Raw genomic sequence first — 16266 nt, forward strand, 5'->3', positions numbered from 1 at the left:
CCTACACATTTTATCGGCACGCCTAATAGGTTCTAGATACTAGGAAGGCCGCTAGCTGCTTGAGCTGGTCTGCAGCCCAGCCCTGAGGGGCTGCTCTGTTCAGCTCAACTAAGGCTGCTTGATACCAGGCATTGGCTTCCTCCTCAGCATGGCGATGGGCCCCTAACCTCTCGAGGAGGGCGATCACTTTCGTAACATCATCACCACCTAGCGTATCCTTTTGATAGATCTCAAATAGTTGGTGGCGTTGCTCCTCTGTGCTCTTCTCTAAGGCATAAACTAGCGGGATGGTCTTTTTCTTATGGAGAATATCATCGCCCTTAGGTTTACCAGTGACCTTCTCATCACCCCAGATTCCCAGTAGATCATCCCTAATTTGGAAAGCGATGCCGATCTTTGTTCCGAAGAGGCGATAAAGCTCGGCCAGCGGTTCCTGTTTGCTGCCTATCAAGGCCCCCAACTTAGCGGCGCAGCCCAAGAGGGCAGCGGTCTTCTTTGCCGCCATTGAGATATAGGACTCACTGCTTATGTTCATCATTTCTTCGAAACTGATGTCTAAATATTGTCCTTCACAAAGCTGCAGGCAGGCTTGAGCAAGGTCTTGCGTCGCCTCCAAGACCAAGGTTGGTTCTACGCCACGTAACAAGAGCCGTCTCATCGCCAGAAAGGCCAGCGTGTACATAGTATCACCAGCCGTGATGCCATGAGGTACACCCCAAATACTCCACACGGTGGGTTGATGACGTCGCTCATGACTGGCATCCTGGATATCGTCATGAATCAGGGAGAAGTTGTGCACCAGTTCCAAAGCCACCGCCGCAGGTAGCACTTGGTGATAATCGCCCCCACTGGCCTCACAAGAAAGCAGGCAGAGTAATGGTCGAATCCGTTTGCCACCTTCGGTCTGCCGCGGCCGAAAATCCTTATCGACCCAACCTAAATGGTAATGGAGCATGCTGTAGAGCTGTCCTGCTTCCCCTGGGGATGGTATACAGGCAGCAATCTCTCTGTTTAGTTCTGACTCGTATTTGGCCAGGATACCTTGAAGACTCAGCATGCTAGGGTTTACTTATGTGCGGTGGCTGACGATGGCGATAGGGGTCAACCGTTGTAGATCAGGGAAGGCGTTCCTTACGGTCTGGGAGATGCCCTGGGGGGTCAGTCCGATCTTCTCGCGGAGCACATCTTGTGGGCCATGATCCACAAACTCATCGGGAATGCCTATTCTTTTGACAATGGTTTGGCTCAACAAGCCCCTCATCTCCAGGATCTCAAGGACACCACTACCAAACCCACCGGCCAAGGCATTCTCTTCGATGGTAACCAGGCGATGGAAACGTCTGGCCATATGTATGATCAGGTCCGTATCCAGTGGTTTAACAAAACGCATATTCACGACGGCGCAGGAAAGGCCATGACGTCCTAAGATGTCAGCCGCGGCTAAGGCTGGATAGACGGTCGAGCCAACGGCCAGGATAGCCAGATGATCCCCTTGACGGAGTATCTCCGCTCGTCCCCATGGTAGAAGCTTCATAGCATCATCGAGAGGAACACCAATGCCATCTCCCCGAGGATAGCGAATGGCCACTGGCCCAGCATAATTGAGTGCTGTCCAAAGCATATGCTGAAGCTCATTTTCATCCCTCGGCGTCATAATAGCCAGATTGGGAATAGCACGTAGATAAGACAGATCAAACGTTCCCTGGTGAGTACGACCATCATCCCCAACGATCCCTGCCCGATCAATGGCGAACACGACGGGCGTATCCTGCATACACACGTCGTGAATTATCTGATCGTAAGCCCGTTGCAAAAAGGTACTGTAAATGGCCACAATGGGCCTCATGCCTCTGCTGGCTAATCCCGCAGCGAAGGTGACCGCGTGTCCCTCTGCTATTCCAACATCGAAGAAGCGCTGGGGAAATTCCAGGGCAAAGCGGACTAATCCGGTACCCTCGGCCATGGCGGCTGTTATGGCCACTACCCTTGGATCGCCACGAGCAATCCTGGCGACAGTCTCACCGAAGATCTTGGTGTAGCTGGGAACATTGCTCTTTGGGCCACCGTTCGGTGGCACCCCGTGAAACCTCACCGAGTCTTTTTCCGCCGGATCGTATCCTCGCCCCTTCACGGTACAAACGTGCACGAAGGCTGGCCTTTGAAGCGTTTTCGCTCGCTGAAGGGTTTCTTGCAGTAATCCGATATTGTGTCCATCCACCGGGCCAATATAAGTGAAGCCGAGCTCTTCCCACATCATTGTAGGGATTAGTAGCCCTTTAAATTTGTTTTTTACTGCTTTTAAGGCATCAAGACTCTTCTTCCCAAAACGCCACCGCATCAGGGTATGTTCCAACCCACTCTTAGCCTGATAGTAGCGGGGATCAGTGCGAAGGCGACCCAAATATTTGGCCAAGGCGCCCACGTTCGGTGATATCGACATCTGGTTATCATTCAACACTACAATCAATCTGCTGGCGGAATGTCCGGCGTTATTCAACCCCTCGAAGGCCAGCCCACCTGTCAAGGCCCCGTCTCCAATGACGGCGATGACATAGCCGTCCTCCCCCAGGCGATCACGCGCTACAGCCATACCCAACGCAGCTGATACAGAAGTGCTCGCATGGCCAGTACCAAAGGCATCATGGGGACTCTCATTAGGCGTAGGGAAACCGCTGAGTCCGGAGAACTGTCTAATAGTATGAAACTTATCCTTGCGCCCAGTCAGCATTTTGTGCACGTAACACTGATGGCCAACGTCCCAAACGATTTTATCTTTTGGGCTATTGAAGACAGAGTGCAGAGCAAGGGTTAGCTCCACAACACCCAGGTTAGAAGCTAAATGCCCACCTGTCTGGAAAACTGTGCCGACTAGCTCCTCTCTTATTTCACGGGCAAGCCTCTCTATCTCTCCGGTGGTCAGACGCTTTAAATCAGCCGGTTCGTTTATACTATCCAGTAACCTGGCCATGAGATGGGCAGACCTCCTTGGAGGGCATGATTGCTGAAGAACGTCAGCATAGCATCCGGGCACGTATAATAGGACTACTCCTCTTCTTCCTCTTCTTCCTCAAAATACTCATCGCTATACAAGCCCAGGTCACGTCCCTGGTAGACGGATACAACAAAATCCTCACGGGTCACATCAGCAGACATCACCAGGTCATCATCGATCTTATCAACCAAGTCAGCGATCTCGTCCTCACCCATTTCGCGCTCAACGATCAGCGTACCATAGACTACGTTGGAGGCGAAATGCAGCTCAACACGGCCAAGGCGCTCTTCATCCTGCATTATCAGATATCCCTCAGAATGGGGGGTGCGATACTGGCGCAAATAGTGCAATTCTTCAAGGTTCCATTCTGGCATCCTGCTCCTCCTTGCCCTTAATTTGGGCGTATCTGGATTTTGACGCTTGAATTAGTAACGAGGATAAACTTTACCTCCGGGGATGATCGCTTTAGCTATTGGCCTGACATTTTGGGACATTCCTTAAATTAGCAAGGAAGGTGCTCACCTTTCCGTACAGTCACATTTTAGTCCGCCCGGTGCATAGTGTCAATGATTTTGGGCTTGATCCGGAACAAGTGAGGCTTAGACACGCTCGAAATATTCTATGTCTATAACGAAGATAATTGCTCCCCCAATTTTCACTTCGATGGGTGTTGGCACATAGCCTTCGACCGTAGTCAGGACTGGTGGGGGAGGGTAGAAAACCTCTGTGCGAGCGCGGCAGATCTCTCGAATTATATCGATCACATTTTCTATCTCCTCCGCCTCCACACTGACCAGAACGGTAGTATTCTTCTTACGCAGGAAGCCGCCTACGCTCCCAATGCCAGTTGCGGAATAGCGCTTGGACACGAGAGCATCAAGCACTTTGTGTGCGTCCTGTTCATGGACGATGGCCATAACCAGCTTCATCAGTCAAGCCTCTGTTTTGGGCCGGACCATCCATTACCTCCATTGATGCGAGCAAAGGCAATATATAACATAAATGAATCCTGCGCAAGTGCCCTTGACAGTTCCTTTCCCCCTCCACTACTATTTGTAAATAGTGGGTTGGACTTAATATCATAACCTGTTGTTGATTAGCGGAGGAATCTTTGTGACAACGGAACCCATCCTGCCAATAGCCATCGCTTTTGCTGCCGGCGTGCTCTCTTTTATCTCGCCCTGTTTTCTGCCGCTTGTACCTGTATATATTAGCTACCTGGCTGATTCAGCTCTCACCGATGAGCAGGGCTACAAAAGGATGGCAGCTGTCCTACATACCCTTCTATTTGCGGCCGGTTTTTCGCTCATCTTCATCAGTCTTGGTGCCTCGGTCAGTTTCCTTGGCTATCTCATATACGGTTATATACCGATCATCAGAAAAATAGGTGGGGTCATCCTAATCATCCTGGGGCTCCAAGTGGCCGGGCTATTACAGATTCCGGCGCTCTCCAAGGAGAAACGCCTCCATTTCGGACACGAATTATCCCATGGCTACCTGACTTCCTTTCTCCTGGGATCCGTCTTCGCCTTCAGCTGGACGCCCTGTGTTGGGCCGACGCTTGGGGCTATCCTGCTTCTGGCTGGTACACTACAGACAGTGTGGCAGGGTAGCACTCTGCTGGCCGTTTATTCCTTAGGACTGGCCTTCCCCTTTTTACTGGCTGCCCTGTGGCTAAGTGCCGCTGTCCGCTTGGTAGGCCAGTGGCGAAATCGGCTTCGCTTTATGCCTTTCGTAACAGGATTTTTTCTGATCGCTTTGGGACTGCTCATCCTCACCGACCAATTGTCATGGCTATCGTCGCTGATCAGCTTTGGAATTTCATTTTAGGCTATCTTGCCCCATTTGGTTCACAAGGTAAGTGATGAAGGATAATCAGATGTCACCAAAGGGCAGCTAAATGAGATTACGACTTTACACTATTAATTTCATCGTCATCTTGTGTATGACCCTATCCTTAGGTTTGGGATGCCGCACACTCTCAGGCTATCCTACAGCGATGCCAACAGCTCTCTCCACATCCACAAACAATATGCCTGTATCTGGAATTACAGAACCAACCGAGAGTTATCCAGGTCTACGGCCTCCTAGGGAAGCATCCATCCCGCAGTCTACTGCCACCCCACTTCCTAACTCCCCCACAACCCCGTCTCCGACCCCCTCGCCCGTGAGCACACCAATCCCACTGCCCACCGCAACAGCTACACTAAAGAGCGCGCCCGCAGCCGATGGCCTTCCTATACAAATGCCGACCGAGGCGAAGGTGATAGTCCGGGGTAATCCGAATTCCCCTTATGTAGCCCTCACCTTTGATCTCGGAGGTGCACCCGGCAGTACGGCTGTCGTCCTGGAAATACTACGCCAGAACAGTATTAAGTCCACCTTCTTCACCACAGGGGAATGGGCTGAGGCGAATCCAGCCCTCTTAAAACAAATTGTGGCTGATGGACACGAACTGGGAAACCATAGCTACTCTCACCCAAACTTCACTAAACTGAGCGAGGCACAGATGTTGAGCGAAATAAAGCGTACCGCGGAGGTGATACGGCGCCTCACCGGGATTAGCCCCAAGCCCTATTTTCGCCCCCCGTTCGGTGCCTACGATCAACGCCTTCTCAGACTACTATCCAGAGAGGGCTATCAGTGCATCTACTGGACGCTAGATTCCACTGACTGGCGCAATGATTCTACCACCCAGAGTGTGATCCAAAGAGTGGTCAACAATGTCAAAGGGGGTACCATCGTCATCAACCATGCCGCACTAGAAAAGACTGCTCAGGCCTTGCCTGAAATCATCAAGGGGATAAAGGCCAAGGGATATCGCTTCGGCACTCTCTCGCAAGTTTTAGAGTAAGGCTGCATACTACAAACAAATGGCGAAGCTCAAGATACGCCTACAACCCAACTCGTCGAGGAATAGCATAGAGCGCTTCGAGCAGGGGATCCTGAAAGTTAAGGTGACTGCGCCACCGATTGAGGGACGGGCAAACGAAGCCTTGATTGAGTTGCTGGCTAAGGCACTATGCCTCAGTCAGCCGGATATCGTGATTTTGCACGGTGCGAGGGGGCGAGATAAACTTATCAACGTGCCCATCCTGAGTGAGGAACAGCTCCTCGAGCGCTTAAAACCCAGTCAGCGAAGCGAGTATAAGACGGTGCAAAAACATGAGCAGGAATAGAGCAACGATAGGGGTGATGTCGATCATCCCTAGTGGTGGAATCACGCGCCGTAACGGAGCCAGGATTGGTTCTGTAACCTCATAGAGAAGACGCACTAGCGGGTTCTCCGGACCAATCCCAAACCAGGACAGAAGAGCCCTAGCCAGGATCGCTATAGTCAAAGCATTAAATAGGAGATCTATAAAATTGTAGAACCAGGTCGTCATTACCCTCACCCCCTTCAGCACATCGGCTAAATCTTTACCTCTATATCGGTGGCATCTCTATGGCAGCTAACCCCCAAGTCGTCTTCTCTTGGGATTTCCCCTCTCGACTACCCTCGATGGGAGAAGGGTAGCACCTGACTGGTGATACCCTCTAACTCAGGTAAAGAACCAGGCCCGTCGGGACTCCCGATTGTGTGCTTAAGATGACTGACATTGTAGTACGGCTGCCCCCTGATTTCAACGGGGCGATCCGAAGATGGCCCGTCCTAAGCGGACTAAGGTAGCACCTTCTTCGATAGCTACCTCAAAATCGTCGGTCATTCCCATAGAGAGATGGGACCACCTAAGCGCGGGGAAGGCTTGTCTCAACTCATCGCGCAGCTCACGGAGACGACGAAGGATAGGACGGGCATCTTCAGGATCAGCCACGATGGGAGCTATAGTCATTAACCCCCTAATCTGGATACCAGGCAAGCAGGCGATTTCAGATACGGCCGCTGGCACATCCTCCGCTGAAAACCCAAATTTAGTGGCCTCACCGGATATATTCACTTGCAGGAGGATAGGCACCATTAGTCCTAACTTCAGGGCGCAATCGCTGATAGCTGTGGCCAGCCTCAGGCTATCTACAGAGTGAATGAAGTCGAAGAGCTTTACGGCCGCTTTAGCTTTATTTGTTTGAAGGTGTCCGACCATATGCCAATGTATATCTGTCTGCGCGGTTGGACTGGTAGGAATCTGCGACCTCAAAAGGGTGACCTTCGCTTGAGCTTCTTGCACACGATTCTCCCCAAAGTGGCGCAGGCCGAGTTTGTAAGCCAACATGATCCGTTCGACATCGATGGCCTTGGTTACAGCGACGATAGTCACCTCATCTGGATCGCGACTCACCCTTTGGGCAGCCAGCGCCACTCGGCGGCGTACGTCCCGCAGGTTCTGCTCAATGTCCCACATAAGTCGATATCCCAATCCCACTGAAATAGTCAGTGCAACCCGATTATAGCCGCGAAGCGGCCGGTACGCCCACGCTCTCTTCGATGGGAGAAAAAATCCCCAACCCGACAGCTGGTGCAGATACGAGTCACTTCTAAGTGAGTCTCGTTGACCCCTGCTTCAAGAATAGCATGATGGTTGAGATTCCATAAATCCAAATGCCGTCTCCCATCAACCTGGTGGGCAACATCGTCAAGGTGGTCACCCCAGGCTCGGCTGACGAGCGCCATAACCTCATCGCCCACCTCATAACAGCAGGGACCAATGGATGGCCCAATCCCAATAATCAAGTCCGCTGGATCTGTGCCAAAGTCCTGAGTCATTTTCCCCACAACATGACGGGCGATCTGATTTACCGTACCTTTCCATCCGGCGTGAGCCAGGCCGACCGCTCTTTTGACCGGGTCATAGAACAGCAAAGGTACGCAGTCGGCGAAGGTGATCAGCAGAAAAAGACCTGGGCTATCGGTGATTAAGGCGTCACTTACTGGTATACCGGTCCCACCTCTCAGTGCGCCCTGTCCCTTATCGTTACTGCTGACTACGGCAACGTTACAGCTATGAGCCAGCTGAGGGACCACTATAGCCTCCGCTGGAATGTTGAGAGCCCGGCATAGAATAGCACGATTAGACACAACGTTATCTGTTGCGTCGCCTACGGAGAAGCTCATATTCAGGGACCTGTATATTCCATTACTGACGCCGCCGTGACGCGTGGAAATAGCGTGAATGATCTCCTTGTATCTCACTAAATTCTCAAACTGCAAATAGACCAGGTCACCCGCTTGGTGCCTAATCAAATTGGTCGTCTCCAATCACTAATTGTAGGCTGGAATCCGGGCGAAGTCGGGTGGGCAGACACCACATTTCCGGCATCCCCTTGCTGGACACGGATCTGTAACCAGTAGCCGTTCGCTTTCGACTAATTCGCGACGCAAAAATGCTTTGCTGACATTCACATCAATCGTTGACCAAGGCAACACTTCATTGTCTTGGCGCTGACGGGTGGTGTAGAACGATTGGTCAAGCCCGCTCTCCTTCATTGCTCTAACCCAGGCGGTGGTTGATACCTCGTGGATTGCAGACAAGGCCCTAGCCATACGCCGATCCCCTCGTGCCAGCGCTGCTTGAACGGTAGCCCAGGCCGGACTTTCCACCCTAATCACGATACCCTGTTGTCCCTTCAATCCCATCTTGATCAGGTGGATGCGCTCAGTCATCTCCTCGCTGGGAAGCATTGGTAGCCATTGGAAAGGCGTTTGGGCCTTCGGTACAAAAGGGGTGAGGTTCACTGTAAGATTAGGTGCGGCTCCCCCTTTTTCAATCCGCCTCTTTATGGCCAGGGTCAGTTTGGATACCTCCTTGACGTCTTCCTCTGTCTCTGTCGGCAAACCGACCATATAATATAGTTTCACTCTATCTATTTTATAGTGAGCGATCAGGTCAATAGCCCGTAAGACCTCATCGATGGAGATATTTTTGTTGATCAATCTCTGGAGACGCTCAGAGCCAGTTTCCGGTGCGATGGTGATTGTTCGTATGCCACTCTCTACTAAGGCGTTAAGAAGTTGTTCAGATTGCGGATCGATGCGCAGGGAGGCGACGGCCACTTTTGCTCCCAACCTACGCAACCCGGTGGACAGCTCACCAATGGCAGAATAATCGGAGATCGCAGCCCCTACCAGCCCTATGCGCCGACGATAGCGCATCCCATCTTTAGCTTGCTCTAAAAGGCGGGCGACGGATCGTTCGCGCATAGGGCGATAAGAATAACCGGCCAGGCAGAAACGGCAGCCCCGGCTACAGCCGCGGGCGATCTCTATCAGGTACATATCGCCCAGCTCCGTATCAGGCGTGAGCACCACCGAGGTGGTGGCGAAGTCGTCCAGATCTAAGGCCCATTGTCGCTGGACAGGCAGAGGAATCGCCCTGCGCTTCCGTTTTATTGAGGCTATAGAGCCATCAGTGGCATATTCAACCTCGTAAAATTTCGGGATATAAACGCCGGGAATCTTAGCCAGGGCCGCCAGTAATTCCTCTCTTCGGTCACTGATATGGTGCTCCAACTCAGATATAACACCCGGTAAGATCGCCTCGGCCTCCCCTATGATGAGCGCATCGAAAAAAGGGGCTAGTGGCTCTGGATTAGCGAAGACGCATGGTCCACCGGCCATTACTAATGGGTGAGCCTCAGTGCGCTCCTCAGCCAACAGGGGAATCTTAGCCCCCCTAAGAGATGAGATAACATTAAAGTAATCGAGTTCGAAAGATACGGAGAAGGCGATAACAGCAAACTCAGACAATTCACGCTGGCTCTCCAGCGAGAGAAGAGGTTCCTCCCGAGACGAAGGGTCGGAGGGATCATAAAAGGCACGCTCGCAAACGATATTGTCCTGACGATTAAGTAATCCGTGGACCGTTTGGAATCCCAAACTGGACATTCCAACATAATAAGAGTTTGGATAAACAAGGGCGATCGGTATCCGTCCGCCCCAGTCCTTGCTGATGGTTCCCACCTCTCGTGCGAGCCTACGCCTCGCCTTAGCAATGCGTTCCCAGCTCACCTCAGGCCTTAACTTGTCTATTATTCAAGTTCGAAGGCTACCTCCACGGCGATGCTTACTTATCTTCATAGTTGAGATAGAAACGACTAGGCGTTGGGCCCGTCTGCCCTTGATATTTACTCTGGAGGCCTTTGGAACCGTAAGGTTTCTCGACACTGGTGGTCATCCGAAAGAATGAAATCTGGCCGATCTTCATCTTATAGTAAAGCGTAATTGGCAGGTTAGCGACATTGCTGAGCTCAAGGGTCAAATTGCCGCACCAACCGGGATCCACATAACCAGCGGTTGAGTGGATCAAAAGTCCCAATCGGCCGAGGGAGCTTTTGCCCTCCAGCCTGGCAACCAGGTAAGTGGGGAGAGCTACATACTCAAATGTGCTGCCCAAAACGAATTCCCCGGGATGAAGGATGAATGGTACATCCTCTGGCACCTCGACCAGGTCTGTCAGATCATCCATATTCTTGCGAACATCAATATAGGGGTAACGCGAGTTTCGGAAAACACGGAACTTGTTGTCCAAATGAAGATCAATGCTGGATGGCTGAATAGACTTCGGGTCAAACGGCTCGATTATGATATGTCCCTTTCTAATCTCTTCCCTGATTGTTCTATCACTTAATACCATATGGATAGATCCCTTTCTAGTCTAACCGCACTTGGAATAACCACAGGACCGGCAGACGAAGCAGCCATCAACATACTCGATAAGACTGCTGCATTCCGGACACTCGCCCGCGATATTCCTGACCGTCACCGTGGTATTAGCCAGACTGGTATCCTGCTTATCACAGTCTCCGTTTTTTGAGTATTTCTCCAAAACTTTGCTGACGGCATCCGGACAAGACAGTATGACACTCCCTTCCCGCCAGGCTATAGAGGGACACCTGATACCCTTCAATTGCCTCACTATCGAGTCAGGATCTACCCCTGAACGCAGGGCGAGGGAGATCAAACGCGCCACAGCCTCTGCTTGGGCAGCAGCACAACCACCGGCCTTGCCCATTTGAGTGAAGACCTCACAAATGCCCTGATCGTCTGAATTCACGGTCACATAGAGATTGCCACAGCCTGTACTCACCTTCTCTGTGCTTCCTGTCGTTACAGTTGGTCGCGGTCGCGGTACTATTCTCGTCACAGCTGTCGCCTCCTTCTTTTTTACAGTTAGCACCTGTTTGTCTCGGCTGCGATCACGGTAAATGGTTATTCCCTTACAACCCTCCTGATAAGCCAGCAAATAAGCCCGGCGTACATCTTCCACGGTAGCGTCATGGGGGAAGTTAACCGTCTTTGAGACGGCATTATCGGTGTACTTCTGAAAAGCCGCTTGCATCCTCACATGCCATTCCGGGCTTACATCGTGAGCGGTGACGAAGATACGACGTACGTGGCTGGGAATCTCCGCCATATCTTGAATGGAACCTTTGTCGGCGATAGCTTCCATCAAAGATACACTGTAGAAACCCTCCTCCCGTGCTATCTTCTCAAAAGCGGGATTCACTTCCAATAGATGGTCGTTATCCAGGATATTACGAACGTAACTAAGGGCAAACAGGGGTTCGATCCCACTAGAGCAGTTGGCGATGATACTCAAGGTTCCGGTGGGGGCGATGGTGGTTATAGTGGCGTTGCGTAAGGATAAACCATCGGTTACATCGTAGATGCTACCCTGAAAATTTGGAAGGACACCACGCTCTTTAGCCAGTTCCACAGACACAAAGCGCGCCTTATCTCTGATGAAGCACATCAGATTTCTGGCAATCTCTAAATCTGCTTCAGAATCGTAAGGTATACCCAAAGCGATCAGCATATCAGCAAAGCCCATAACTCCGAGTCCGATTTTGCGATTTGCCTTAGTCATCTCGGCGATGATGGGCAATGGATAACGATTGACATCGATAACATTATCGAGGAAACGGACAGCTGTATTGATAGTCCTTTCCAGCTTGGCATAATCGATACTCGGCGTTCCATCCTTCTCGCAGACCATCTTGGCCAGATTGATGGATCCGAGGTTACAGGATTCGTAAGGTAACAGCGGTTGTTCACCGCAAGGATTCGTGCTCTCAATAGCTCCAATCTTAGGCGTAGGATTATCTTTGTTAATCCTATCTAGAAAGACTATACCTGGTTCGCCACTGCTCCAAGCCGTCTCGACGATCAAATTGAATACATTTCTAGCTGAAAGTTTTCCGACCGTCTGTCCGGTCCGGGGATTAATCAGATCGTAGTCGGCTCCCCTATCAACAGCTTCCATAAAAGCTTCGGAGATAGCTACAGACAGGTTGAAGTTGTTAAAGGCATCGCTCTCTTCTTTAGCCGTAATAAACTCCAAGATATCGGGATGGTCAACAGATAGAATGGCCATGTTTGCCCCACGTCGCGTGCCACCCTGTTTGACTGCATCGGTGGCTGCATTGAATACTTTCATAAAAGAAAGTGGCCCGCTGGCCACGCCACCCGTTGACCTGACCCTATCGCCCTTGGGGCGCAGCCGGCTGAAAGAGAAACCGGTGCCACCACCAGATTGATGAATAAGGGCGGTATTTTTGATGGTCTCGAAGATAGAAACCATAGAATCTTCGATAGGAAGCACGAAACAGGCCGACAATTGTTGGAGTTCTCGCCCGGCGTTCATCAAAGTAGGGGAGTTAGGCAAGAATTCTAGACTGGCCATCGCCTGGTAGAACTCCTCTTCCTTTTCAGCTACTCTTGCTTTAGCCTTAGGGTCGTAGATTAGCTCCGCGCTGGCGATGTTCTGAGCTACTCGTCGGAACATCTCTGCCGGCGTCTCAACTACCTGGCCCTGGTCATCCTTCTTCAAATATCTTCGTTCCAGAACGGTTAAGGCATTCTTGGTCAACTGAGGCTCGATAGCTTCTGGCATCTCGGCTCCCCTTTCACGGTCTCAGAGTTTCAACTCAAGCTGACGCTTATCCTCAAGCGCCCTTCTTTTCCACTCTCGAAGTTCTTCTATTTCGGCGATGAGGCTTTCCACGTCCGTAAATTGGCGGTAAACGGAAGCGAATCGTACATAAGCAACCTCATCCAGTTGCCGTAGGCGAGACATAACCATTTCCCCAATTACCTGGCTGGGAACCTCTGGCTGTCCCATCTTAAAAAGTTCCAGCTCGATCTCATCCACGAGCTGCTGCATCCGATCGACCGATATGGGACGCTTGGTGCAGGCCTTGCGGATACCCTCAAATAGCTTATGACTATCGAATTCTTCCCGCCGACCATCCTTCTTCACCACTAATAACCTGGCCTGTTCTACTCTTTCATAGGTAGTGAATCTAAGCCCGCACTTTAAGCACTCGCGCCGTCGTCTTATAGCCTGATCCAGCTCCCGCGAATCAACGACTTTTGAGTCACCATGCCCGCAGTATGGACACTGCATCTTCTGCCCCCAATTTATTCACAACCGCCCTGTAGTGAGGCCTCCAGGAATCGCCCACTCCTCCAGTACTATATATTGTATCCTAATATAAAATATAGCACAATATATTGTGAATGTCAAGAGCTTAATCTCTGAATTTTCTCTGAGAATTTTTTGTGTTGTCAATCACGAGGGGACAGGTTTTTAGAGCGCCAGCGACGCTGGCGCTCTAAAACAATGAAAAAGAGGCAGCTTAAAAGATGAGCACATACCCACGGGCATCTTTGAACCGCAGGTAGAGCTACCGCGCTTGTTGAGTCACCGTTTCTCGACTGCAAACAGCCCCTTAACGGCGCCGCAGGAAGGCGGGGATATCCAGGTCATCACTCTCGAAATTCGGCAGGGGTACCTCACGCAGTTTAGTAGGTGTTACCGGCTTTACTATGGACGGCTTACCATCAAAGCCTGTAGCGATCACCGTGATCTTTATCTCACCCTGCATCCGCTGATCAATCACTGCCCCAAAAATGATGTTGGCATCGGGATGGGCCGCTTTGGCAATGATATCGGCCGCTTCGGTCACCTCAAATAGGGTTAAGTCAGGTCCACCGGTGACATTGAAAAGCACGCCTTTAGCCCCTTCGATGGAGACCTCCAGGAGTGGACTAGCTATCGCTTCTTTGGCCGCATCAATAGCGCGCGCTTCACCTTCGGCCCGCCCGATAGCCATTAGAGCTGAGCCAGCTTGAGCCATAACTGATCTAACATCGGCAAAATCGAGATTGATAATGCCAGGTACAGTGATGAGTTCAGCGATGCCCTGGATTCCCTGGCGCAGCACATCATCGGCGATCCGGAAGGCCGATTCGAGCGAAGTCTTTCGCTCCACCACCTGAAGAAGCCGGTCGTTAGGGATAGTGATCAACGCATCAACCTTATCTTTCAGCTGGGCGATCCCCTCCTCGGCCACCAAACGCCGTCTGGCACCCTCGAAGCTGAATGGTTTGGTTACGACCGCTACAGTTAACGCGCCCTGCTCCTGGGCAACCTGAGCGATCACAGGAGCAGCACCGGTGCCGGTGCCCCCACCCATACCAGCACAGATAAACACCATATCGGCATCCTTCAGAGCCTCGAAGAGTAATTCGCTGGATTCCTCGGCTGCCTTGGCGCCGATAATCGGGTTGCCCCCTGCCCCCAAGCCCTTGGTCATCTTCTCGCCAATATGAACCTTACGGGCAGCCTCCGCTCTGGCCAGGGCCTGGGCGTCGGTGTTCACTGCGATAAACTCAATTCCCCGCATGTCTGCTTCTATCATGCGGTTCACAGCATTGCTTCCGCCACCCCCTATGCCAACCACCTTTATGCTTGCAAATAAGTCTGTGTCAACCTCTGTTGCCATCTCTCGCCGCCCCCTTTCAGCGTTTAACTCTGGAAACATCAACTTTGCCTCCACCAAATTTGTCCAGAAGCCCTGAAGTAAAGCGAATTAAGGTAAGAACGCCTTAAACCAATTCTTCACGCGCCCATACACGCTCACTCCCTCCTTAATTCTGCTCATCTGTTTAATGGCTGTTCCTCGACTATGGCCAAAGGAACGCACAGCAGATGGCTCATCACCGAATCGCGCTCCCCAAAGGAGCAGTCCTACACTTGTCGAGTACGCTGCGCTTGTCAGGGAATCGATCAGACCATGGATACCACTGGGTGTGCCGATGCGGACAGGTAACTGCAACATGTCCCGAGCCAGCTCAGCAATTCCTGGAAGCTCGCTTGTCCCACCGGTCAGTACAAGCCCAGCAGGTAAAAGACCATCATAGCCGGAGCGCTTTATCTCTGCTTCAATGAGAGCGAAGATCTCCTGGAGACGCGCTTCGATAACTTCACAAAGGGCAGAACGGGGTACCTCTTCCTTTTGCGCACGGCCAAAGGTTGTAATTTCAATCCTATCATTTTCGTTAATATTAGTGCTAAGTGCATGCCCCCATTTGATTTTCAGATCATCGGCCATCGCCAAAGGGGTACGCAGTCCAACAGCGATGTCGTTGCTAATATGATTGCCTCCGACGGGTATGATAGCTGTGTGCCAGGCACTACCATCGATAAATATGGCTAACTCCGTCGTACCCCCACCGATATCAGCCATCACAACCCCCATCTCTCGTTCTTCGTCGGTTAAAACGGCCTCGCTGGAGGCCAGTGGCTCAAGGACAATCTCATCTATGTCGATCCCTAACTTGTGGACGCACTTAGTCAGATTCTGAATTGCTGTTACTGCGCCAGTCACAATATGGGTCTCTACATCGAGCCGATAGCCGATCATGCCAATCGGATTTTTGACTCCTTCCTGACCATCAACTATGAAATGCCGCGGAATAGTGTGGATGATCTCTCGATTACTGGGAACATTGATCACCCTTGCCGCCTCGATGGCCCTCTGCACGTCTTCCTGGGTAATGGATCGATCTGGGTGGGAGACGGCCACAACGCCACGGTTGTTCAAGGAGGCTATGTGTCCACCGGCGATCCCAACGTAGGCACTGACAATCTTATACCCAGACACTCGTTCCGCTTTCTCGACGGACATCCCAATAGACTCTACCGTCTCATCAATATTGACGACGACGCCTTTGCGGAGCCCCCGTGAGGGACAGATCCCAACGCCGATAACATGGATGCTGCCATCCGCGCCAACTTCGCCGATAAGGGTAGATACTTTAGTTGTACCAGCGTCGATTCCTACTATGGTCTTGCCCTTGGACACCGATATTTCCCCTTTTTACCGTATGTCGGTGACTCCGGTACCGACTCTATAAGACAAGGTTTTTCGGGCTCTGCTAAGATGCGCTCTATCTTAGGCCAAAAGATTGACGCTCTGGATGGTTCTCAAACTTATCCCTGGAGAATCATTCTGCGCATGCCAGTCACCACACTGGTGGCGCTCATTATACCATA

Annotated in this window: 16 protein-coding genes; 3 read left to right on the forward strand and 13 right to left on the reverse strand. The window is 51.5% G+C overall.

The genetic code is table 11. From position 1 onward, the window contains the following. Positions 1-22 precede the first annotated feature (22 nt). The 4 genes from M1136_08275 to M1136_08290 form a co-directional block, all read right to left on the reverse strand. The gene (locus M1136_08275) at positions 23-1057 is read right to left on the reverse strand and encodes a polyprenyl synthetase family protein (protein MCL5075628.1); all 1035 of its coding nucleotides are present in this window, start codon (positions 1055-1057) and stop codon (positions 23-25) included. Between the two features lie 12 nt (positions 1058-1069). Next, positions 1070-2968, reverse strand: coding sequence for a 1-deoxy-D-xylulose-5-phosphate synthase (gene dxs, locus M1136_08280; protein MCL5075629.1), 1899 nt, complete (start codon positions 2966-2968; stop codon positions 1070-1072). Positions 2969-3042: 74 nt separating this feature from the next. Beyond that, positions 3043-3366, reverse strand: coding sequence for a hypothetical protein (locus tag M1136_08285; GenBank protein MCL5075630.1), 324 nt, complete (start codon positions 3364-3366; stop codon positions 3043-3045). 225 nt (positions 3367-3591) lie between these two features. Next, positions 3592-3921, reverse strand: a complete 330-nt coding sequence (locus M1136_08290) for a cyclic-di-AMP receptor (GenBank protein MCL5075631.1) — start codon at positions 3919-3921, stop codon at positions 3592-3594. A 184-nt stretch (positions 3922-4105) separates the two neighbouring features. On the opposite strand from M1136_08290, the gene M1136_08295 reads away from it, so the two are divergent. The 3 genes from M1136_08295 (at position 4106) to M1136_08305 (ending at position 6171) form a co-directional block, all read left to right on the forward strand. Next, a complete protein-coding gene (locus M1136_08295; protein MCL5075632.1) occupies positions 4106-4822 on the forward strand; it encodes a cytochrome c biogenesis protein CcdA in 717 nt (238 codons plus the stop codon). 415 nt (positions 4823-5237) lie between these two features. After that, complete coding sequence (locus M1136_08300) at positions 5238-5846, forward strand: polysaccharide deacetylase family protein (protein MCL5075633.1); 609 nt, start codon at positions 5238-5240, stop codon at positions 5844-5846. Between the two features lie 19 nt (positions 5847-5865). Next, positions 5866-6171: a DUF167 domain-containing protein gene (locus tag M1136_08305; GenBank protein MCL5075634.1), complete on the forward strand. Its 306-nt coding sequence runs from the start codon at positions 5866-5868 to the stop codon at positions 6169-6171. On the opposite strand, the gene M1136_08310 is transcribed toward M1136_08305, so the two are convergent. From M1136_08310 to ftsA, 9 genes are all read right to left on the reverse strand, one after another. Next, entirely contained in the window at positions 6115-6378 is a 264-nt protein-coding gene (locus M1136_08310) for a YggT family protein (GenBank protein MCL5075635.1), read from the reverse strand. The two genes, M1136_08305 and M1136_08310, sit on opposite strands and share 57 nt — an antisense overlap. Before the next feature lie 237 nt (positions 6379-6615). Next, positions 6616-7332 (reverse strand): YggS family pyridoxal phosphate-dependent enzyme, encoded by a 717-nt coding sequence (locus M1136_08315; protein MCL5075636.1) that lies wholly within the window; start codon positions 7330-7332, stop codon positions 6616-6618. Positions 7333-7361: 29 nt separating this feature from the next. Further along, a complete protein-coding gene (gene pgeF / locus M1136_08320) occupies positions 7362-8171 on the reverse strand; it encodes a peptidoglycan editing factor PgeF (GenBank protein ID MCL5075637.1) in 810 nt (269 codons plus the stop codon). An 18-nt stretch (positions 8172-8189) separates the two neighbouring features. Then, complete coding sequence (locus M1136_08325; GenBank protein MCL5075638.1) at positions 8190-9935, reverse strand: radical SAM protein; 1746 nt, start codon at positions 9933-9935, stop codon at positions 8190-8192. A 55-nt stretch (positions 9936-9990) separates the two neighbouring features. After that, positions 9991-10560, reverse strand: coding sequence for a dCTP deaminase (gene dcd / locus M1136_08330; GenBank protein MCL5075639.1), 570 nt, complete (start codon positions 10558-10560; stop codon positions 9991-9993). A 21-nt stretch (positions 10561-10581) separates the two neighbouring features. Further along, the gene (locus tag M1136_08335) at positions 10582-12819 is read right to left on the reverse strand and encodes a vitamin B12-dependent ribonucleotide reductase (GenBank protein MCL5075640.1); all 2238 of its coding nucleotides are present in this window, start codon (positions 12817-12819) and stop codon (positions 10582-10584) included. Positions 12820-12840: 21 nt separating this feature from the next. Beyond that, positions 12841-13332, reverse strand: coding sequence for a transcriptional regulator NrdR (gene nrdR / locus M1136_08340; protein ID MCL5075641.1), 492 nt, complete (start codon positions 13330-13332; stop codon positions 12841-12843). Positions 13333-13657: 325 nt separating this feature from the next. Then, positions 13658-14752 (reverse strand): cell division protein FtsZ, encoded by a 1095-nt coding sequence (gene ftsZ, locus M1136_08345; protein MCL5075642.1) that lies wholly within the window; start codon positions 14750-14752, stop codon positions 13658-13660. A 48-nt stretch (positions 14753-14800) separates the two neighbouring features. Then, on the reverse strand, positions 14801-16075 hold the full coding sequence (gene ftsA / locus M1136_08350; protein ID MCL5075643.1) for a cell division protein FtsA: 1275 nt from the start codon (positions 16073-16075) through the stop codon (positions 14801-14803). Positions 16076-16266 lie beyond the last annotated feature (191 nt).

Source organism: Chloroflexota bacterium, assembly GCA_023475225.1.
Classification (GTDB): domain Bacteria; phylum Chloroflexota; class UBA6077; order FW602-bin22; family JAMCVK01; genus JAMCVK01.

Coding starts and splice junctions, on each gene's coding strand:
- M1136_08315 (MCL5075636.1), bottom strand. CDS start 7,332: ATGTGGGACATTGAGCAGAACCTGCGGGACGTACGCCGCCGAGTGGCG.
- dcd (MCL5075639.1), bottom strand. CDS start 10,560: ATGGTATTAAGTGATAGAACAATCAGGGAAGAGATTAGAAAGGGACAT.
- M1136_08335 (MCL5075640.1), bottom strand. CDS start 12,819: ATGCCAGAAGCTATCGAGCCTCAGTTGACCAAGAATGCCTTAACCGTT.
- M1136_08290 (MCL5075631.1), bottom strand. CDS start 3,921: ATGAAGCTGGTTATGGCCATCGTCCATGAACAGGACGCACACAAAGTG.
- ftsZ (MCL5075642.1), bottom strand. CDS start 14,752: ATGTTTCCAGAGTTAAACGCTGAAAGGGGGCGGCGAGAGATGGCAACA.
- M1136_08300 (MCL5075633.1), top strand. CDS start 5,238: ATGCCGACCGAGGCGAAGGTGATAGTCCGGGGTAATCCGAATTCCCCT.
- M1136_08285 (MCL5075630.1), bottom strand. CDS start 3,366: ATGCCAGAATGGAACCTTGAAGAATTGCACTATTTGCGCCAGTATCGC.
- M1136_08310 (MCL5075635.1), bottom strand. CDS start 6,378: ATGACGACCTGGTTCTACAATTTTATAGATCTCCTATTTAATGCTTTG.
- M1136_08275 (MCL5075628.1), bottom strand. CDS start 1,057: ATGCTGAGTCTTCAAGGTATCCTGGCCAAATACGAGTCAGAACTAAAC.
- M1136_08305 (MCL5075634.1), top strand. CDS start 5,866: ATGGCGAAGCTCAAGATACGCCTACAACCCAACTCGTCGAGGAATAGC.
- dxs (MCL5075629.1), bottom strand. CDS start 2,968: ATGGCCAGGTTACTGGATAGTATAAACGAACCGGCTGATTTAAAGCGT.
- nrdR (MCL5075641.1), bottom strand. CDS start 13,332: ATGCAGTGTCCATACTGCGGGCATGGTGACTCAAAAGTCGTTGATTCG.